22 protein-coding genes are annotated in these 18,874 nt (G+C 64.8%); 17 read left to right on the top strand and 5 right to left on the bottom strand.

Annotated features, from left to right (window positions below):
* The first annotated feature begins 9 nt into the window (after positions 1-9).
* The 7 genes from FNV92_RS13060 to FNV92_RS13090 all read left to right on the top strand — a co-directional run bounded on the left by FNV92_RS13060 (position 10) and on the right by FNV92_RS13090 (position 6,173).
* Positions 10-333, top strand: a complete 324-nt coding sequence (locus FNV92_RS13060) for an XdhC family protein (RefSeq protein WP_015685128.1) — start codon at positions 10-12, stop codon at positions 331-333.
* Positions 334-335: 2 nt separating this feature from the next.
* A complete protein-coding gene (locus FNV92_RS13065; protein WP_015685129.1) occupies positions 336-1,037 on the top strand; it encodes an XdhC family protein in 702 nt (233 codons plus the stop codon).
* Positions 1,034-2,635 carry an NTP transferase domain-containing protein gene (locus tag FNV92_RS13070; protein ID WP_143840666.1) on the top strand — a complete coding sequence of 534 codons (1,602 nt, stop codon included), beginning with the start codon at positions 1,034-1,036 and terminating at the stop codon, positions 2,633-2,635. Before FNV92_RS13065 ends, FNV92_RS13070 begins: the two co-directional genes overlap by 4 nt.
* 189 nt (positions 2,636-2,824) lie before the next feature.
* Complete coding sequence (locus FNV92_RS13075; protein WP_143840665.1) at positions 2,825-3,214, top strand: DUF4189 domain-containing protein; 390 nt, start codon at positions 2,825-2,827, stop codon at positions 3,212-3,214.
* Between the two features lie 78 nt (positions 3,215-3,292).
* A complete protein-coding gene (locus tag FNV92_RS13080; protein ID WP_143840664.1) occupies positions 3,293-3,703 on the top strand; it encodes a DUF2000 family protein in 411 nt (136 codons plus the stop codon).
* Positions 3,704-3,846: 143 nt separating this feature from the next.
* Positions 3,847-4,872, top strand: a complete 1,026-nt coding sequence (gene adhP, locus FNV92_RS13085) for an alcohol dehydrogenase AdhP (protein ID WP_143840663.1) — start codon at positions 3,847-3,849, stop codon at positions 4,870-4,872.
* Between the two features lie 20 nt (positions 4,873-4,892).
* Positions 4,893-6,173, top strand: coding sequence for a family 4 glycosyl hydrolase (locus FNV92_RS13090; protein WP_143840662.1), 1,281 nt, complete (start codon positions 4,893-4,895; stop codon positions 6,171-6,173).
* A gap of 26 nt (positions 6,174-6,199) precedes the next feature.
* Here the strand turns inward: FNV92_RS13090 and FNV92_RS13095 are convergent, their stop codons facing one another.
* Genes FNV92_RS13095 through FNV92_RS13105 form a run of 3 tightly spaced genes read right to left on the bottom strand, consistent with a single transcriptional unit; the run spans position 6,200 to position 7,422 of the window.
* Positions 6,200-6,613 (bottom strand): GFA family protein, encoded by a 414-nt coding sequence (locus tag FNV92_RS13095; RefSeq protein WP_143840661.1) that lies wholly within the window; start codon positions 6,611-6,613, stop codon positions 6,200-6,202.
* 12 nt (positions 6,614-6,625) lie between these two features.
* Positions 6,626-7,090, bottom strand: a complete 465-nt coding sequence (locus tag FNV92_RS13100) for an SRPBCC family protein (protein ID WP_143840660.1) — start codon at positions 7,088-7,090, stop codon at positions 6,626-6,628.
* The gene (locus tag FNV92_RS13105) at positions 7,087-7,422 is read right to left on the bottom strand and encodes an ArsR/SmtB family transcription factor (protein WP_143840659.1); all 336 of its coding nucleotides are present in this window, start codon (positions 7,420-7,422) and stop codon (positions 7,087-7,089) included. The genes FNV92_RS13100 and FNV92_RS13105 overlap by 4 nt, the downstream gene beginning before the upstream one ends.
* Before the next feature lie 109 nt (positions 7,423-7,531).
* On the opposite strand from FNV92_RS13105, the gene FNV92_RS13110 reads away from it, so the two are divergent.
* From FNV92_RS13110 to FNV92_RS13135, 6 genes are all read left to right on the top strand, one after another.
* Entirely contained in the window at positions 7,532-8,221 is a 690-nt protein-coding gene (locus FNV92_RS13110) for a TetR/AcrR family transcriptional regulator (protein ID WP_143840658.1), read from the top strand.
* Positions 8,218-9,006, top strand: a complete 789-nt coding sequence (locus tag FNV92_RS13115) for an HlyD family secretion protein (protein ID WP_143840657.1) — start codon at positions 8,218-8,220, stop codon at positions 9,004-9,006. Before FNV92_RS13110 ends, FNV92_RS13115 begins: the two co-directional genes overlap by 4 nt.
* On the top strand, positions 9,003-9,935 hold the full coding sequence (locus FNV92_RS13120) for an ABC transporter ATP-binding protein (protein WP_143840656.1): 933 nt from the start codon (positions 9,003-9,005) through the stop codon (positions 9,933-9,935). The genes FNV92_RS13115 and FNV92_RS13120 overlap by 4 nt, the downstream gene beginning before the upstream one ends.
* Positions 9,932-11,095 carry an ABC transporter permease gene (locus FNV92_RS13125; protein ID WP_143840655.1) on the top strand — a complete coding sequence of 388 codons (1,164 nt, stop codon included), beginning with the start codon at positions 9,932-9,934 and terminating at the stop codon, positions 11,093-11,095. Before FNV92_RS13120 ends, FNV92_RS13125 begins: the two co-directional genes overlap by 4 nt.
* Before the next feature lie 31 nt (positions 11,096-11,126).
* Complete coding sequence (locus tag FNV92_RS13130) at positions 11,127-12,434, top strand: adenylate/guanylate cyclase domain-containing protein (protein WP_143840654.1); 1,308 nt, start codon at positions 11,127-11,129, stop codon at positions 12,432-12,434.
* A 153-nt stretch (positions 12,435-12,587) separates the two neighbouring features.
* Positions 12,588-13,502, top strand: coding sequence for a PhzF family phenazine biosynthesis protein (locus tag FNV92_RS13135; RefSeq protein ID WP_143840653.1), 915 nt, complete (start codon positions 12,588-12,590; stop codon positions 13,500-13,502).
* Positions 13,503-13,632: 130 nt separating this feature from the next.
* Here FNV92_RS13135 and FNV92_RS13140 read toward each other — a convergent pair whose 3' ends face one another.
* Together FNV92_RS13140 and FNV92_RS13145 are read right to left on the bottom strand one after the other, a co-directional pair.
* Positions 13,633-14,094 carry a DUF488 domain-containing protein gene (locus FNV92_RS13140; protein WP_143840652.1) on the bottom strand — a complete coding sequence of 154 codons (462 nt, stop codon included), beginning with the start codon at positions 14,092-14,094 and terminating at the stop codon, positions 13,633-13,635.
* Positions 14,095-14,261: 167 nt separating this feature from the next.
* Positions 14,262-15,083, bottom strand: coding sequence for a DUF72 domain-containing protein (locus FNV92_RS13145; RefSeq protein WP_168213233.1), 822 nt, complete (start codon positions 15,081-15,083; stop codon positions 14,262-14,264).
* 113 nt (positions 15,084-15,196) lie between these two features.
* On the opposite strand from FNV92_RS13145, the gene FNV92_RS13150 reads away from it, so the two are divergent.
* The 4 genes from FNV92_RS13150 (at position 15,197) to FNV92_RS13165 (ending at position 18,841) form a co-directional block, all read left to right on the top strand.
* A complete protein-coding gene (locus tag FNV92_RS13150; RefSeq protein WP_143840650.1) occupies positions 15,197-15,577 on the top strand; it encodes a hypothetical protein in 381 nt (126 codons plus the stop codon).
* 134 nt (positions 15,578-15,711) lie between these two features.
* Complete coding sequence (locus tag FNV92_RS13155; protein WP_143840649.1) at positions 15,712-15,912, top strand: hypothetical protein; 201 nt, start codon at positions 15,712-15,714, stop codon at positions 15,910-15,912.
* A 277-nt stretch (positions 15,913-16,189) separates the two neighbouring features.
* Positions 16,190-17,335 carry a glycosyltransferase gene (locus tag FNV92_RS13160; protein WP_143840648.1) on the top strand — a complete coding sequence of 382 codons (1,146 nt, stop codon included), beginning with the start codon at positions 16,190-16,192 and terminating at the stop codon, positions 17,333-17,335.
* A 6-nt stretch (positions 17,336-17,341) separates the two neighbouring features.
* On the top strand, positions 17,342-18,841 hold the full coding sequence (locus FNV92_RS13165) for a glycosyltransferase family 39 protein (RefSeq protein ID WP_143840647.1): 1,500 nt from the start codon (positions 17,342-17,344) through the stop codon (positions 18,839-18,841).
* The last annotated feature ends 33 nt before the right edge of the window (positions 18,842-18,874 follow it).

The following is an 18,874-nucleotide window of genomic DNA, read 5'->3' on the forward strand; positions in this document are numbered from 1 at the left end:
AGGCCACCCATGCTCGATCGTGACGAGGATATCCTGAAGGCGGCGGAAGACTGGCAGAAGGCCGGCCACGGCGTCGCGCTGGCGACTGTGGTGGAGACCTGGGGCTCGGCGCCTCGCCCCGCCGGCTCGAGCCTCGTCATCAACGACGACGGCACCTTTCTGGGGTCCGTCTCCGGCGGCTGTGTCGAGGGCGCCGTGGTCACCGAGGCCATGGACGTGATCCAGAGCGGCAAGCCGAGGATGCTGGAATTCGGCGTGGCCGACGAGACCGCATGGAATGTCGGGCTGTCCTGCGGCGGCACCATCCGGGTCTTCGTCGAGAAAGTCGGCTAGCCGTGAAGCTCGCGATCCTGCACGAACTCAATGCCGAGCGCGCCGCGCGCCGGCCGGTCATTCTGGTGACGGACACCGAGAGCGGCGAGCAGCGTCTGGTGAAGGCGAAGGACTTTGCGAAGGACCCGCTGGGTGCCGAGCTGGACAAGCAGCTTCGCATGGGCAAGAGCGCCAATGTGGAGGCCGGCGGCAAGAAACTGTTCCTCAACGTCTACGCGCCGACTGCAAAGCTCGTCATCGTCGGCGCGGTCCATATCAGCCAGGCCCTGGCGCCGCTGGCGCGCTCGCTCGGCTATGACGTCACGGTGGTCGATCCGCGCACGGCCTTTGCGAGCCCGGAGCGCTTCCCCGACATCCCGCTGGTCGCAGAGTGGCCCGACACGGCGCTGCCGCCGCTGAATGTCGACCATTACACGGCTTTCGTCGCGGTGACGCACGATCCCAAGATCGACGATCCGGCGCTGCTGCACGCCTTCGAACGCGACTGCTTCTATATCGGCGCACTCGGCTCGCGGAAGACGCACGCCAAGCGCGGCGACCGGCTGCGGGCTCAGGGCGCAAAGGACTCCGACATCGCGCGGATCCACGCGCCCATTGGTCTTGCGATCGGCGCGGTCTCGCCGTCCGAGATCGCGGTGTCGATCATGGCCGAGATCACGGCGGTGCTCCGCCTGCCACCGAAACAAAAAGAAGAAGCGGCATGAAGTTCGGACCGGCGAGCCCCAAGGATGCAATCGGCGGGGTGACCGTCCACACCCTGCGCCAGGGACCGCTGGTTCTGAAGAAGGGTACGACCATTGGTCCGGCCGAGGTCGAGGCGCTGACGCGTGCCGGCATCAAGGATGTCGTGGTGGTGCGCATGGAGGAGGGCGACGTCTCCGAGGACGTCGCGGCCGCCAGCATCGCGCTTGCCGTCGGCGGCGAGGGCATCCATGTCGAGCGCGCCTTTACCGGCCGCGCCAACCTGTTTGCCGCGCGCCCGGGTGTGCTGGTGATCGACCGCGCTGCGGTCGACCGCATCAACAGTATCGACGAGGCCATCACCTTTGCGACGCTCGCAGCCTTCAAGTTCGTGGTCGAGGGCGAGATGGTCGGCACCGTCAAGATCATCCCGTTCGGTGTCGAAGGGAGCTTGCGCGATGCCGCGGTGAAGGCAGCGGGCCACGACGTGCTGAAGATCGCGCCCTACGTGATCAAGCGCGTCGGCATCGTCTCGACCCTGCTGCCGGGCCTGTCCTCCAAGGTGATCGACAAGACGCTGCGCGTTACTGCCGAACGGCTCGCGCCGGCCGGCGCCAGCATCATCGCCGAGCGACGGGTGCAGCATGAAGAGCACGCGCTGTCGGCGGCCATCAAGGAATTGCTCGGCCTCGGCGCCGAGCTTGTGATCGTGTTCGGCGCGTCTGCGATCGCCGACCGCCGCGACGTGATTCCCGCGGCCGTCACCCGTATCGGCGGCGAGATCGAGCATTTCGGCATGCCGGTCGATCCCGGCAATTTGCTGTTGATCGCGCGGGCCGGTGGCGTGCCGGTGCTGGGCGCGCCGGGCTGTGCGCGCTCGCCGGTCGAGAACGGGTTCGATTGGGTGCTGATGCGGCTGCTTGCCGGCATCAAGGTGACGCGGTCCGAGCTGATGGGGATGGGCGTCGGTGGCCTTCTGATGGAGATCGTGACCCGGCCGCAGCCGCGTGCCAAGCCCGAGATCGAGGGCAATAACGTCGCGGCCATCGTGCTCGCGGCGGGACGCTCGACCCGGATGGGCGGGCCGAACAAGCTGCTGGCCGAGCTCGACGGCAAGAAGCTGGTGCGGATTGCCACCGAACAGGCGCTGGCCTCAAAGGCCTCCGAAGTGATCGTCGTCACCGGCCACCAGACCGAGCTGGTTGAGCAGGCGCTCGAAGGCTTGAAAGTGAAATTCGTCCGCAATCCGGATTTCGCCGGCGGCATTGCAAGCTCGGTCAAATCAGGCATTGCCGCCGTGCCGGAGACGTGTGACGGCGCGGTGGTCTGCCTCGGCGATATGCCGTTGATCGATGCCGGCCTGATCGATCGTCTCATCGACGGCTTTGCGCCGGACCGTGGCAATCTGATCGTCGTGCCCGTGAGCGAAGGCCGCCGCGGCAATCCCGTGCTGTGGTCGCGCCGCTTCTTTAGGGAATTGATGACGCTCGACGGCGACGTCGGCGCGCGGCACCTGATTGCCAGGCATGCGGAGGCGGTCGCCGAAGTGCCCGTCGACGGCGAGAGCGCCTTCCTTGACATCGACACCCCGCAGGCGCTGGAAGCGGCACGGCGGGGATAGTGCAGTAGGGTGGATTAGCCGAAGGCGTAATCCACCACTGTGTCTCGGCGGAAACAAATGAGGTGGATTACGTTTCGCTAATCCACCCTATGGCATCTGCAGATCGTCCGATTTCAACTCCCCGTTCACCATCTGGAAACGACCGCCGCTTAGAGTTCTCGCCACCTGCCTGGGGGGAGGGGTTTTTCCATGGCTTCGAACGTCGTCGCGCGCCGCTGCGCGATGTTTTTCTTTGCGTTATCAGTTTGTGTTGCGGGTGCTCGCTACATCACGGATGCCCAAGCCGCCGGCGCGTTTGCGGTCGGCAAGTGCGGCGCCTATGGCCAGGCTTTTGATTACGGCGCCGAGCACGAGGCCCGCGCCGCGGCGCTGAAGCAGTGCAAGGGCGATTGTACGACCGTGACGATGAAGCGCGCTTGCGCTGCGATGTCGGTCGATATGGCCAATCCCTGCGGCGCCTATGGCTACGCCGTCAAGCCGAAGATCTCCGCCACGCTCAATGCCGCCACGCGCGAATGCTACAAATACGGCGGCAAGGAATGCGTGATCCGCGCCTGGGCCTGCGACGCCAAGGGATAATCCCCGCGTGATGAATTTCTCTTGCTGTCGTTCCTGCGATGCGTAGCATCGAGCCCGGAATGACAGTCGAGGATATGCATGCAGTTCGACACCAAGATCGCCGTCGTGATCCGCACCGATCTTCAGGCCTGGCAGAAGCTCAACGTCGCGGCCTTTCTCACCAGCGGCATTGCCGCGGCGTTTCCCGAATGCATCGGCGAACCCTATGAGGACGCCTCAAGCACGCAATACCACGCGCTGATCGGCCAGCCGATCCTGATCTATGGTGCCGACGGTCCCGCACTGTCGCGCGCGCTCGACCGTGCGTTGACGCGCAACGTCAAGCCGGCGCTCTATACCGAAGACATGTTCAAGACGACGCATGATGCCGCCAATCGAGAGGCGGTCAAAGCGGTGGCACGCGCGGACCTCAATCTCGTCGGGATCGCGATGCGCGCCGAGCGCAAGGTGATCGACAAGATCGTCGACGGGCTGAAGTTCCATAGCTGACGAGTTCCGCGCATCACGGCGCGCTGTCATCGCCTTGTCACGATGGTACGGGCGCTGCGCAAACTTTGAGCGGTTTGACTCCAATCAAGGGTGAGCTGTCGGGCCAAGCTAGTCTGCCTTGCATATCGCAAGGGAGCAGACAGATGCCGACCATGAAAGCCGCTATCGTCAGACAATTCGGCAAGCCGCTGGTGATCGAGGACGTGCCGGTGCCGCAGCCCGGTCCCGGCGAGGTGCTGGTCAAGGTGAAGGCTTGCGGCGTCTGCCATACCGATCTGCACGCCGCCTCCGGCGACTGGCCGGTGAAGCCGGTGCCACCCTTCATCCCCGGCCATGAGGCGGCCGGCATCGTCGCCGCGCTCGGACCCGGCGTGAAGAATCTGAAGGTCGGCGATGCCGTCGGCGTCGCTTGGCTGCACGATGCCTGCATGTCCTGCGAATATTGCGAGACCGGCTGGGAGACGCTGTGCGAGCACCAGCACAACACCGGCTACAGCGTGAACGGCGGTTTCGCCGAGTACGTCATCGCGTCGGCCGCCTTCGCCGCAAAGCTGCCCGCGACGGTCGATTTCGCCGCCATCGCGCCGATCTTGTGCGCGGGTGTCACCACCTACAAGGGATTGAAGGAGACCGAGGCCAAGCCCGGCGAGTGGGTGGTGATCTCGGGCGTTGGCGGGCTTGGCCATGTCGCGATTCAGTACGCCAAGGCGATGGGGCTCAAGATCGTCGCCGTCGATATCGCGGAAGATAAGCTCGCGCTCGCCCGTGAGACCGGGGCCGATCTCGCGGTCAACGCGCTCAACGCCGATGCCGTCGACAAGGTGCTGGCGGCGACCGGGGGCGGAGCCCACGGCGTGCTGGTGACGGCGGTCTCGACTGCCGCCTTCGCGCAGGCGCTGAAGATGGTGCGCCGGAAGGGCACCGTCAGCCTCGTCGGCCTGCCGCCGGGCGAATTTCCGACGCCTATCTTCGACGTGGTGCTCAAGCGCATCACCGTGCGCGGCTCCATCGTCGGCACAAGGCGCGATCTCGATGAAGCCATCGCCTTCGCCGCCGACGGCAAGGTCAAGGCCGAGGTGACGAAGGTGCCGCTGGCAGAGATCAACGACGTTTTCGAGCGGATGAAGGCCGGCAAGATCGACGGCCGCATGGTGCTCGATTTCGGCTAGTCTCCGGCGGGGAGCAGAGTATGGCCAAGCCAACGAAGATCGTCTTTCTTGGCGCGAGCAGCGCATCCTTCGGGATGAGCATGTTCCGGGACCTGTTCTCGACCCGCGATCTGGCCGGTTCAACATTGGTGCTGATCGGACGAAATGTCGACCGGCTTGACCGGTCGACGCGGCTCGCGAAACTGCTCAACGCGAAATCCGGCGCCGGGTTTGAGATCGAGGCGACGACGGATTGGCGCGCGGCGCTCGACGGTGCCGAGTTCGTCGTGCATTCCACCGCGATCGATCGCAATCGGCTGTGGCGGCTCGATTTCGAGATTCCACGAAAGTTTGGCATCCATCACACGCTAGGTGAGAACGGCGGACCCGGAGGTCTTTTCTTCACACTGCGCACCCTGCCGGTGGTCTTCGACTTCGTGCGAGAAATGGAGCTCCGCTGCCCGCGCGCGACCTTCATCAACTTCTCCAATCCGGAAAGTCGCATCATCCTGGCGCTCGGCCTGTACAGCAGGATTCGCAACCTCGGCCTCTGCCACGGAATATTTCTTGCTCGCGGCAATGTCGCCCGAATTTTGGGAATGCCGGAAGACCGGGTGGATGTGTTGGGGGCCGGCCTCAATCACTTCCAATGCTTGAGCGAAATACGAGATCGTGAGACGGGCGAGGACCTCTATCCGCTGTTGCGTGAGAAGGAGAGGGATTTCGATCCCACCTTCTGCCCCCTGACGCGCAAATTGTTGCATGCCTTCGGCTACTGGCTCGGCTGTGGCGACAGTCACGTGGGCGAGTATCTCTCGTTCGGATGGGAGGCCGGCGAGGGCGGCTACAATTACGACTGGGACGAGAGCGAACGCACGAAGCTGACCCGGCTGATCGATGACGTGCTCGCAGGCCGGACCGAGGCGCCGGACTGGTGGTCGGTCCCCTCAGGAGAGCGCGCGATCAGCATCATAGTCGCCATGGTTCATAACCGTAAGCAACTCATCGAGTCCGCCGTCATTCACAATCGGCACGTGATCCCGAACCTGCCGGCCGATGCTGCGGTCGAAGTGCCGGTGGTGGCAGATATCGCGGGCATCCACCCTGTCTCGCTCGGGCCGTTGCCCGACGGAGTGGCCAAGCTGATGACGGTCCAGGTTCAGGTCCAGCAGATGGCTGTGGAAGCGGCGATGCACGCATCGAAGGAAATGGCGCTGCAAGCGTTGCTGCTCGACCCTGTCATCCATTCCGAGGAGGCCGCACGCGGCCTGCTGGAAGAGCTGTGGGAGATCAACCGACCGTACATCCGGGCATGCATCTGACGTCGACCGTCTCAGCGCGCCGGATCTCACACCGGCGGCATGCCTGCGAACTTCGGCAGACTGGGATCGAGGTGATCCCAGCCATATCCGCGCGCGGCGTAAGTCACCACCTGCGGCTTGTAGCGGGCGGGCTCGTCGAGGCTTGCGGCGCGGATGGTGAAGATGTCGGGCATCGCCGCGAAGGTCATGTAAACGGGCAAGCCGCACTGGGGGCAGAAGCTCCGCGTCTTCACATTGCCGCTGTCGCCGACCATGTCCCAGTGCTTCGCCTCGCCCGTCACCGTGACGCCGGCGCGCGCGAACGTGGCGTATGAGCCGTGGCCGCTGCCGCTGTCCCGCTGGCAGTCCCGGCACTGGCAGTGATTGCTGAACAGCGGCTCACCCGGAATCGAATAGCGGATCGCGCCGCAGGCACAGCCGCCGGTATAGGGCTTGTCCATCGCGATGACCCCTTACTTTTCTTCGCTGCTGATCTCGTCGAGCTGGCGGACAACCTTCCTCCAGCCTCCGCTCATGCCCGTGTAGGCCGACTCGTTCCTGGGCAGGACGAAGCCCGCATGAACCAGACGGATCCGCGTGCCGGCTTCGACCGGTGTGAGGGACCAGGTCACGACGGTGTCGAGCGGCGCGCCGTAGCCGGTGTTGCGCGCATCGCCGCCTTTCCAGGCGTAGACGAGGCGGCGGTTCGGGACGACCTCGAGAACCCGGCAATGAATGATGCCGTCCCAGTTGCCGCCCGGCGTGGTCTGGTAGGTGAAAATGTTGCCTTCGACGGCCTCGAAACCGGTCGGCGGCATCAGCCAGCGTGCGATCAGCTGGGCGCTGGTCAGCGCCTTCCAGATCGCCTCGGGCGGGTGAGGGAAGACCTCGTCGATGACGATGTCCCTTGTTTCAGCTTTCAACTCGGAAGCACTCACGGATCGATCTCCTTCAAGAGGTCACGCAGGTTCTGGAAGCGCTCGCGCCAGAACACGCCGTAATGGTCCATCCAGGTGACCAGCGGCTCGAGTCCTTGCGGCGCGGCGCGGTAGTAGACGTTGCGGCCCTCGGCTCGCTCGGTGACGAGGCCGGCCTGCTTGAGAGACTTCAGGTGCTGCGAGATCGCGCCCTGGGTGACGCCGCTGCCGCGCGTCAGCTCGACGACGCTGATCTCCTTGCTCTCGAACACGCGCTCGAACACGGCGCGGCGGGTCGGATCAGCGAGGGCGCGCATCACGGTGGTGACAGAATTGGGGGCGGCTTCGATCATGTAAGTCATATTAGTGAAAACTAATGCATTAGTCAATGCTAATAATTTGACCCGATCGCGCCGCCGCCCCACGTTTGACTATGACTGACCAGTCAGTCATAAATCGATCATGACAAAGAAGCCGGTCAAGTCCGTCATGCCATCTGCAGTCCGGGCCAAGGCCCGTGCACCCGCAGCCGGCGAGGCGGCCCCCTCCTCGAATCGCGCCACGCGCGCGGCTGAACGGCGCGCGGCGATCGTGGAGGCAGCGATGGAGGAGTTCATCGCGCGCGGCTTTGCCGCGACACGGCTCGACGATATCGCCAAGCGAGCCGGTGTCGCCAAGGGCACCATCTACCTGCACTTTAAGGACAAGGAATCGATGTTCGAGGAGCTGGTGCGCACCGTGATCGTCCCGGTAGTCGCGCGGCTGACTGCGCTGCCCCCGCCGACCGGCTCGGTACGCGACCTCGTCGAGGGCTTCGCCGGCGACTTCCTCAAAGAGGTGATCGGGACCAGGCGCGGCGATCTGGTGCGTCTGATCGTGGCGGAGGGGCCGCGCTTTCCGTCCGTTGCCGATTTCTACTACCGTGAAGTGGTTTCGCGCGGGATCGCCGGCATGCGCGCGCTGATCGAGCTCGGCATCGCCCGCGGCGAGATCCGCGAGAAGAACCTCGCGCGCTACCCGCAGATCCTGGTCGCACCCGCGATGATCGCGGTGATCTGGCAGAGCCTCTTCGCGCGGCACGCGCCGCTCGACGCGCAGGACATGCTGCGCGTTCATCTCGATTTGATTTTTGGCGAACGGAGGGCGACATGAGGTCGTCGCAGGCATTTTTTACATTCGCATTGGCCATCTTCCTCGCAATCGGCCTTGCCGGCTGCAAGGAGAAGCGCGATCCCGGCTTCCAGGGCTGGGTCGAGGCCGACATGATCTTCGTCAGCCCGGACGAAGCCGGCCGGGTGACGAAGCTTGGGGTTCGCGAGGGTGACCAGGTGAAGGTCGGCGATCCCATCTATTCCGTCGACGACGATCTCCAGCTCGCCGACCTCAACCAGAACAAGGCGACGCTGGCGAACGCGCAGCAGACCTATGACCGTGCGGCCTCGCTGAGCAAGACCGGCTCGGGCACGCAGGCCAATCTCGACTCCGCCGTGTCGGCCTTGCGCGTGGCTGAAGCGCGGGTGGTGACGTCGGAGACGCGGCTGGCGCGGCGCAGCGGCTTTGCGCCGGTCGCCGGCACCATCCAGCAGATCTATTTCCGCGAGGGCGAGATGGTGGCGGCGCAGCGGCCGGTGCTCTCGATCATGCCGCCGGGCAACATGAAGCTGCGCTTCTTCGTGCCGGAGACTGAACTGCCGAAGCTTGCGATCGGCGACACGGTGCGCGTCGCCTGCGACAATTGCGCCGCCGATCTCACCGCGAAGATCTATTTCATCGCGACCTCGGCCGAATACACCCCCCCGGTGATCTACAGCCTCGATGAGCGCAACAAGCTCGTCTATCTCATCCAGGCGCGGCCGTCGCGCCCCGATGCGCTGCGCGTGGGGCAGCCGATCGACGTCTATCTCAATCCCAAAACCCCGGTGGCGGACAAGCGATGAGCGGCGGCAACGGCATCGCGATCGACGTCAAGGGGCTGACCAAGTCGTTCGGCGGCCGCGAGGTCGTGCACGATCTGTCGATGCAGGTGAAGCGCGGCTCGATCTACGGCTTCCTCGGGCCCAACGGCTCGGGCAAGACCACGACGATCCGCATCCTCTGCGGCCTGCTCACGCCCGACAGCGGCGAGGGCACCTGCCTCGGCTACGACATCCTGAAGGACTCCGAAAAGATCAAGCGTCAGGTCGGCTACATGACCCAGCGCTTCAGCCTCTACCAGGACCTCTCGGTCCGCGAGAATCTGGAATTCGTCGCGCGGCTCTATGGCCTCGCTGATGCGCGCGGCGCTGCGCGCGAGATGATCAAGCGGCTCGGGCTGTCGGGCCGCGAGGAGCAGCTGGCGGGCGAATTGTCCGGCGGCTGGAAGCAGCGGCTGGCGCTGGGGGCCTGCACGCTGCCCAGCCCGAAACTGCTGCTGCTCGACGAGCCCACCGCCGGCGTCGACCCCAAGGCGCGGCGCGATTTCTGGAACGAGATCCACGCGCTCGCGGCCGACGGTCTCACGGTGCTGGTCTCGACCCATTACATGGATGAAGCCGAGCGTTGCCACGAGATCGCCTATATCGCCTACGGCCATCTTCTTGCGCACGGTACGGTGGAAGAGGTGATCGCGAAGTCGGCGCTCTCGACCTATACCGTGACGGGCGAAAACCTCAACGCACTCACGGCCGCGCTTGCCGGCAAGCCCGGCGTGGACATGGTGGCGCCGTTCGGGACTTCGCTGCACGTCTCCGGCCGCGACGTCGCCGCGCTCGAAGCCAGCATCGCGCCGTGGCGCGAGCGTAGCAGCCTGCACTGGCAGAAGTCGCCGCCATCGCTTGAAGACGTGTTCATCGAGCTGATGGGCCGCTCCAAGGACAATTTTCAATGAGCGCCGTCGATCAACCGGCCCCGGTGCATGAAATCCGCGAGCGCTTCGGCTTCCTGCGGCGTTCCTATGCGATGCTGATCAAGGAATTCATCCAGCTCAAGCGCGACCGCGTGTCGTTTGCGATGATCGTGATGCTGCCGGTGATGCAGCTCCTGCTGTTCGGCTATGCCATCAACACCACGCCCCACAATCTGCCAAGCGCGGTCTTGTTGCAGGAGGAGAGCGATCTCGCCCGCTCGGTGCTGAAGGCGATGGAGAACACCGCCTATTTTCGCTTCCTCTACGAGGTGCACGACGTCGAGGATTTCGACAATCTGCTGAAATCCGGCAAGGTGCTGTTCGGCGTCGAGATCCCGCGCGGCTTTGAGCGCGCGGTGCGGCGCGGCGACAAGCCGGCGCTGCTGGTTGCGGCCGACGCCACCGATCCGGTCGCGGCGAGCGCCGCGATCGGCTCGCTCGGCATGGTCGTGCAGACCGCGCTCAAGCACGATCTCTACATCGGCGATTCCCCGGAGATGCCGTTCGAGATCCGCGCCCATGCCCGCTACAATCCCGCCGCGTCCTCCAGCCTCAATATCGTGCCGGGCCTCGTCGGTACAATCCTCACCATGACCATGCTGATCTTCACCGCGCTCTCGGTGACGCGCGAGGTCGAGCGCGGCACCATGGAGAGCCTGTTGTCGATGCCGATCAGGCCGGTCGAGGTCATGTTCGGCAAGATCATCCCTTACGTGCTGGTCGGCTTCCTCCAGGCCTTCCTGATCATCGGCATCGGCGTGGTCCTGTTCGGCGTGCCCGTGCTCGGGAACCTGTTCCTGCTGGCGCTGCTCTCGACGCTGTTCATCACCACCAACCTGTCGATCGGCTACACGATCTCGACGCTGGTGCAGAATCAGCTCCAGGCGATGCAGATGTCGATGATGTTCTTCCTGCCGAGTATTCTGCTCTCCGGCTTCATGTTTCCGTTCGCCGGTATGCCTGCCTGGGCGCAGTATGTCGGCGAGTGCCTGCCGCTGACCCATTACCTGCGCATCGTCCGCGCCATCATGCTGAAGGGCGCGAGCATGCAGAATTTGCACTTCGACACGCTGGCGCTGGCGACCCTGATGCTGGTCGCCATGACCGTCGCCGTGACACGCTTCCGCCGCACGCTGGATTGAGGCAAGATGCCCCTGAATCGAAGGGGGCGGAATGGTCAGGTTTGCGAGCAGGAAGAGCCGGCAGCATGCCGTCTTGTCGGAGGAGTTCGAGCGCGAGCTGACCCGGGAAGTGCTGCGCACCGAGCTATTGCGGGTGCGGGCGCTGGTCATGACGGGCTGCGTCATGATGATCTTCCTCACCGCGATCTACCTGGTCGACCCCGCCATCGTGAACCGGGTCTGGCGCGGGACCGAAGGGCTCGCCGAGGTGTATGGCCTGCTGATCGGCTTCATCCTGTTCGAGGTCTGGGTCCATACCCAGATCAGGAAGAACCTCCGGCTCGATCGCGACCTGCCGGTGGTCAGGCGCTACGTCGGCGCACTGATCGAGACGTCGGTGCCGACCGTCATCCTGATCCTTCAGATCCGCAGCATGGGTGCGAGCCAGGCGCTCGGTTTCGTCGTGCCGCTGATCTATTTCATCTTCGTCATCCTCTCGACGCTGCGGCTCGACTTCTGGCTCTCCACGTTCACCGGCTTCGTCGCCGCGGCCGAACTGTTCATCGTGGCGTTGATCTACGATTCCGCCAGCGGAAGCGGCGAGCCGCAGACTTATTTTCACGCGGTGCGCAGCACGATCATCCTGATCTGCGGCGTGCTCGCGGGCTCCGTCGGTGCGCAGCTGCGGCGGCAATTTGCTGCGAGCATTGCCGCTGCCACCGCGCGCGATCGCGTGACGAACCTGTTCGGCCAGCACGTTTCGCCGCAGGTGGTGGAACGGCTGATGGCGGAGGGCACCAGCGCGGCCGGCGACCTGCGCCGTGTCGCCGTGATGTTCGTCGATTTTCGCGGCTTCACCGCCGGCGCACAGTCGCGTACCCCGCAGGAGGTTGTCGACCGGCTCGACGGCGCCTTTGCGGTTCTGGTCGACATCCTCGACCGCGAGGGCGGCATTGTGAACAAGTTTCTGGGCGACGGCTTTCTCGCGCTGTTCGGCGCGCCGCTGGAAGCGTCCGACGCCGCGCATCGCGCGGTCGCTGCAGGCCGCGAGATGCTGACCGCGATGGAGCGCATCAATGCCCAGACGACATGGCCGCTGCGCATCGGCATCGGCATCCATTTCGGCGAGGTCGTCGCCGGCAATATCGGCTCGCCCCGGCGCAAGGAATACACCGTCATTGGCGACACCGTGAACTTCGCTTCGCGCCTGGAGGCGCTGAACAAGGAATTCGGCTCGCAGCTCCTGATCTCCGCGTCGGTGCGCGAAGCGCTCGGCGACGACGGCAAGGATGCCGTCGCGCTCGGCGAGGTCGGGGTGCGCGGCTATGAACAGAAGGTGGCGGTGTATCAACTGGGCTGAGAATTATTCACGGCGAGCGTAGAAGACGTTCGCTGCGCCATGGCGATTGCTCCGATTGCTCCGAATTTTGGGGCATGACGGAGGATATCGCCGGCTTGTAGATTGCTGCGCGATGCGGCCGATCGCGGCCGCGACTGTCATGAGGAAGTGACGATGCAGCGCCGCTACATCACCGTCGACGTGTTCACCGACCGCGTCTTCGGCGGCAACCAGCTCGCTGTGGTGCTTGATGCCGGCGGACTGTCGACGCAGCAGATGCAGGCGATCGCAACCGAGTTCAATTATTCCGAGACGACCTTCGTACTGCCACCGCAAAACCCCGCCCATGATGCCGAGGTGCGCATCTTCACGCCCGTGAGAGAGCTGCCCTTCGCGGGCCATCCTAATATCGGCACCGCCTTCGTGCTGGCGACGCGCGCGAAAGAACCGAAGCCGCGGCTGCTGTTCGAGGAGAAGGCGGGCCTCGTGCCGGTGGAAATCGTTCGGGAGCAGGGACGGGTGGTCAGCACCGAACTCACGGCGCCGCAGCCGCTCTCGCGGCTTGCGCACTGTTCGGCCGAAGAGGTCGCAGCCTGCATCTCCCTGACCGCTGCCGACATCGTGCTCGATCACCACGCGCCGCAAATTGTCAGTGTTGGAACGCCTTTCGTGGTGGCGGAAGTGCGCTCGCGCGAGGCCGTTCGGCGGGCGAAGCCCGACGCCGCGGCGTTTGCCCGGATGCTGCCGCGCGACGGCGCGTTCTCGGTCTATTTCTACACCCGCGATGTGGTTGCGGCGGAAGCGCCTTGCGAACGGCAGGCGCGCATGTTCTTCCCCGGCGCCAGCGGCCTGATCGAGGACCCCGCCACCGGCAGTGCCACCGTCGCCGCCGCCGCGCTGTTCGCCGATCTCGATCCCACGCGCGACGGCGAATTGAAGCTCACGGTCGGCCAGGGTTTTGACATGGCCCGGCCGAGCCTGCTGCTGACGCGCGTACGCAAGCAGGACGGCAAGATCGTCTCAGCTCATGTCGGCGGTTCTTGCGTGCAGATGATGGAAGGGACGTTCCGGCTGGCGGGGGAGGGCTGAGAGCACGCTCTCTGCCCTCGTCATTCCGGGGCAGCGCGAAGCGCTGAGCCCGGAATCCATCGGGCTACGGCGTTGCTGGGTGAATGGATTCCGGCTTCTTGCTGCGCACGCCCCGGAATGACAGCGGGAGCTACGCCTGCCGTCCCGCCAGATTATTCACCGTCACCCCATCGCGCTCCTCGATCGCCTCCGCGATCATCTGGCGGTGGCAGTGGGTATGGTCGCGCTCGTAGCAGAGCAGGCACACGGGGCCTGCCTTCTTCACCAGCGCCGAAAGCTCGTCCATCTCTTCGCGGGCTTGCGGCGTCTTCAGGTGCTTCCCGTAGATCTTTTCCAGCACATCGTATTGTCCGCTGCGCGCGGCGAGGCGGCCCTCCTTCGGCGTGCCGAGCGCTGCGAGGTGGACATAGGCGATGCCGCGCTCGTCGAGCCCCGCGGCAAGCTGCTTCTTGGAAAAGCCGGGCCGCCGGGATGACGTCACCGCGCGCACGTCGACCACGAGCTTGACGCCGGCCTCTTCCAATTCGTCCAGCACCGCCTTGGGCGGGGTCTGCTCATAGCCGATGGTGAAGAGCTTCTTCGCCTTTGCCATTGGACACCTCAGCTCATGACACGGGAGGTCGTCATGCCCGGGCTTGTCCCGGGCATCCATGTTCTTCGTGCCGCGCGGCAAAGGCGTGGATGGCCGGGACAAGCCCGGCCACGACGTGTTGAGACTGTGGCGTTCCTAGCTGCAAGCGCCATCGGGCATAGTCTCGTTCAGCTTACCCGCGCGATCAGTTCCATGGCGCCGTGCGGGGCGCGGACCTTGCCCTCGTGAATGACATAAGCGAACACGTCGCGCGGCTCTTTCTTCGGCTTGGTCTTGTCGACCTTCGGCAGGTCGTCGGGTTCGCCGCCCGCGGCCCAGGCCTGCAGGCGTTCCGCCCAGGCATCCAGCTGCTTCGGCGGATAGCAGGTCTTGATCTCGTCATTGCCCTTTTGCAGCCGGGCATAGACGAAATCGCTGGCGACGTCGGCGATCGCCGGATATTTGCCGTGCTCTGCGAACACCACGGGCGTCTCGAATTCGCGGATCAGTGCGATGAAGTCGGGCGCGCAAAAACTGTCGTGGCGGACCTCGACGACATGGCGCAGCGCGCGCCCCTCGAGCTTGCGCGGCAACAGCTCCAGGAACTTGCCGAAATCGGCGCTGTCGAATTTCTTGGTCGGCGCGAACTGCCACAGCACCGGCCCGAGCCGGTCGCCGAGCTCCAGCACGCCGGAATCATAGAACCGCTTGATGGAATCGCCGGCCTCGCCGAGCACGCGGCGGTTGGTGGCAAAGCGCGGCCCCTTGACCGAGAACACGAATCCGTCCGGCACTTCGCTGGCCCATTTGCGAAAGCTCTCCGGCTTCTGCGAGCCGTAATAGGTGCCGTTGATCTCGATCGAGGTCAGCTTCGACGCCGCATAGGACAGCTCCTTCGCCTGCGTCAGCTTCTCCGGATAGAACACACCGCGCCAGGGCTCGAAGGTCCAGCCGCCGATGCCGATGAAGATGTTGCCGGACTTTTTGGACGCGGTTTTTGCTTTGGCCACGGAGGATCTCGCATCGTCGGGGAGGGACCTCATCCTAATCAAACGAGTTGTGATTGGCCAGTTGCCGTGTCCCGTCTAAGCTCGCAAAAGGGTCTGCGAAAAAGGAGAACAAGATGCGGATGCTGATGCTGGGAGCGGCGCTCGTCATGATGACATCTGCTGCCACGACACAAGCTGTCATGGCTGACGATGACGATGCGAAGGGGGCGCAGAAGCTCGCCATGCAGGGCCGCGACGATTACTGGCATTGCCTGGCGCGGGAATATTCGCGCGACAGCAATCAGGGCCTCTCGGAACAGGATTTTGGCCGCTCGGTTGCCGGCGCCTGTCCGTCGGAACGACAATATTACCGGGTCGCCTTGCTGGATTATCTCACCACGCAATACCCGGCCATCGATGCCGGCGCCCATCTCGCGACCGCGAACAGGGCCGTGGAGTCGGCGCAGAAGGATGTCGTGACGGCCTTCGTCAAGCACAGGCCGCCTGCCAGGTAGGGAGTGGCGAATAGGGCACGAACACGGCCGCCTTATTCGCTGCTCGCCATTCGCTATTCGCCCCTTCGGGGCTCTTCCGGCCCCGCGCTCATCCATGATATCAGTGGCCGCATCTGGAATAGGGATGGATTTCCATGTCGTCTGAGTCGGTGGGTGGCATCTTGGGCGCGATCGTCGCGGCGATCGTGCTTGCGGTCGCCGTCGTCTTCGGGCCGATCGGCCAGTACGGCAAGCCGCCCAAACCGGCGAAAGTTGAGCCTGCTCCTGCTGCGGCGCCGCCGGCACCCGCCGCACCCGTACCGCGTGGTCCGGTGATCAAGGAAGTCCCGAACTAGCGGTGGCCCCAAAGCGGCGGCACCTAAAATGGGGCCTTTGCCCCCTTGAAAAGCGGTTTTGCCGTCCCCATCTAGCTTGTAACGGCGACGTTGAGCGGAAAACTCCGGCGCTGGGACGACCTTGGAATAGCATGGGCTCGCGCCGGATGTACGCGCGGTCCGCCGTTCCGGGGTCGTTGGCATTTTAGGGCCCTTTTTGGGCCGTTTCCCCTCGAAAATCCCGGCTTCGCATCGCAGAACTTGGCAGCGCAGGACGCGGCGGATATACGCTGCCGTCATGAATGAAGCGATCAGACCGGGCACCGACAACACGCCGCAGGCCCATCAGGCATCTTTGCCGTCGCCGCAATTGTCGGTCGTCGTCCCGACCTTCAACGAGCGCGACAACGTCACGGTGCTCTACCGGCGGCTGGAGGCGGTGCTTGTCGGCATCGCCTGGGAGGTCGTGTTCGTCGACGATAATTCGCCTGATGGCACCTGGGACGTCGTGCGCGCGCTCGCCCAGCGCGACAGCCGCGTGCGCTGCATCCGTCGCATCGGCAGGCGCGGCCTCTCGGGCGCCTGCATCGAGGGAATCCTGGCCTCCAGCGCGCCCTACGCGGCCGTGATCGACGCCGACCTGCAGCACGACGAGACGCAACTGCCGAAGATGCTGTCGCTGCTCGCGAGCGGGCAGGCCGATCTCGTGGTCGGCAGCCGCTATATCGAAGGTTACAAGAGCGAAGGTTTCAACAAGCAGCGCGCCGGCGCCAGCGCGCTCGCGACCGAACTCGCCAGGAAGGCGCTGCGGGTCGAGATCGCCGATCCCATGAGCGGCTTCTTCATGGTCCGCCGCGATCGCTTCGAGCAACTGGCGCCGAAATTGTCGGTGCACGGCTTCAAGATCCTGCTCGATCTCGTCGCCAGCGCAAACGGCAGTCTGCGCGCCGTCGAAATCCCCTACACGTTCGGCGAGCGCCAGCACGGCGAGAGCAAGCTCGATTCCATGGTCGCGCTGGATTTTCTGGGTCTGGTGCTGGCCAAGTTCACCAACGACGCCGTCTCACTGCGCTTCATCCTGTTCGCGATGGTCGGCGGCATTGGCCTCGTGGTGCATCTCACCACGCTGTTCATCGCGCTTCGGCTGATCAAGGTGCCGTTCGCGGAGGCGCAGGCCGCCGGCGCCGTCGTTGCCATGACCAGCAATTTCGTCCTCAACAACTTCCTCACCTATCGCGATCAGCGACTGAAGGGTTTTGCGCTGCTGCGCGGCCTGATCGCATTCTACATCGTGTGTAGCGTCGGCCTGCTCGCCAATGTCGGCGTCGCATTCTCGGTCTACGACCAGGAGCCGATCTGGTGGCTGGCCGGCATGGCCGGCGCACTGATGGGTGTGGTGTGGAACTACGCGATGTCCGGACTGTTCGTCTGGCGCAAGAAATAGCGCCAGATGGGCGGGGCTGACGCGCGGATCGTCCGCAATACGGCGCTGGTGATACTCGCGCTGGTGGCGCTGCGGCTCGTCGCAGCGGCGTTCACCCCGATCACGTTCGACGAAGCCTATTACTGGATGTGGTCGAAGAATCTGGCGGGCGGCTACTACGACCATCCGCCGATGGTCGCCTATGTGATCCGGGCCGGCACCATGATCGCCGGCGACACCGAACTCGGCGTTCGCGTGTTCTCGATCCTGCTCGCGCTGCCGATGAGCTATGCGATCTATCGCTCCGCGGCGATCCTGTTCGGTGGCGCGCGCGTGGCTGCGACCAGCGCCATCCTGCTCAATGTCACGATGATGGCCTCGGTCGGCACGCTGATCGTAACGCCCGATGCGCCGCTGCTCGTTGCCTCCAGCTTCGTGCTGTTCTTTCTCGCAAAAGTGCTGGAGACCGGCCGTGGCGCCTGGTGGCTCGCGGTTGGTGCGGCGGTCGGCGCGGCGCTGCTGTCGAAATACACAGCCATGTTCTTCGGGCTGGCGATCCTGATCTGGCTCGCTGCCGTGCCGAAGCTCAGGCACTGGTTCCTCTCGCCCTGGCCGTATCTCGGCGGGCTCGTTGCGCTGGCGCTGTTCTCGCCGGTGATCCTGTGGAATGCGGATCATCAATGGGTCTCGTTCGCAAAGCAGCTCGGGCGTGCGAAGATCGAAGACTTCCGCCCGGTCTTCATCGCCGAGCTGATCCCGACCCAGATCGCGTTCGCAACGCCGCTGGTCTTCATTCTCGGCGCGATGGGGCTGCACGCGCTGACCTGGCGCCGGGCCGGCGCGCTCGCCTCGCGGGTGCTGATCGAGACGATGTTCTGGACCATCGTCGCCTATTTCGTCTGGCATTCGCTGCATGCCCGCGTCGAGGCCAACTGGTTCGCGCCGGTCTACCCGCCCTTCGTCGTCGCAGCAGCCGCGGCCGCCAGCCTCGTGCAGTGGAAGCCGCGGCAGCAGCGCCTGGTGGAGTTTTGCCTGCGCTGGTCCGCGCCCGCGGGCATCGTGATGTTTGCAGCGCTGATCGTGCAGGCCAACACCGGCTGGTTGTCGGGCTATCGCCGCGATGCGACCGTGCGCAGCGTCGGTGTCGGCTGGCGCGAGCTCGCCGCGGAGATCGAAACCGTGCGCGCGCGCAGCGGCGCGACCTGCGTCCTCGCGCCGGACTACGGCACCACCGGCTGGCTCGCCTTCTATCTGCCGCGCGACACCTGTGTAGTGCAACAGAACCAGCGCATCCGCTGGGTCAACATGCCCGAGCCCGATGCAAAGCTGCTCGCGGGCAAGCTGCTCTATGTCGACGAGCTGCGCGCGGACGGCTCCGCACTTGGCGATCGCTTTGCGAAGGTGACGCAGATCGCGCAATTGCAGCGCAAGCGCGGCCCGCTCGTGGTCGAGACCTACGGCATCGATCTGCTCGAAGGCGCCAAAGGCGACGTGCTGGATCGCTCGCCGCCGCCGGAAGCAAGATAAGCCTCCGATGTCGTCCCTTCGAACGCAGGGACC

This window comes from Bradyrhizobium cosmicum (assembly GCF_007290395.2).
Classification (GTDB): domain Bacteria; phylum Pseudomonadota; class Alphaproteobacteria; order Rhizobiales; family Xanthobacteraceae; genus Bradyrhizobium; species Bradyrhizobium cosmicum.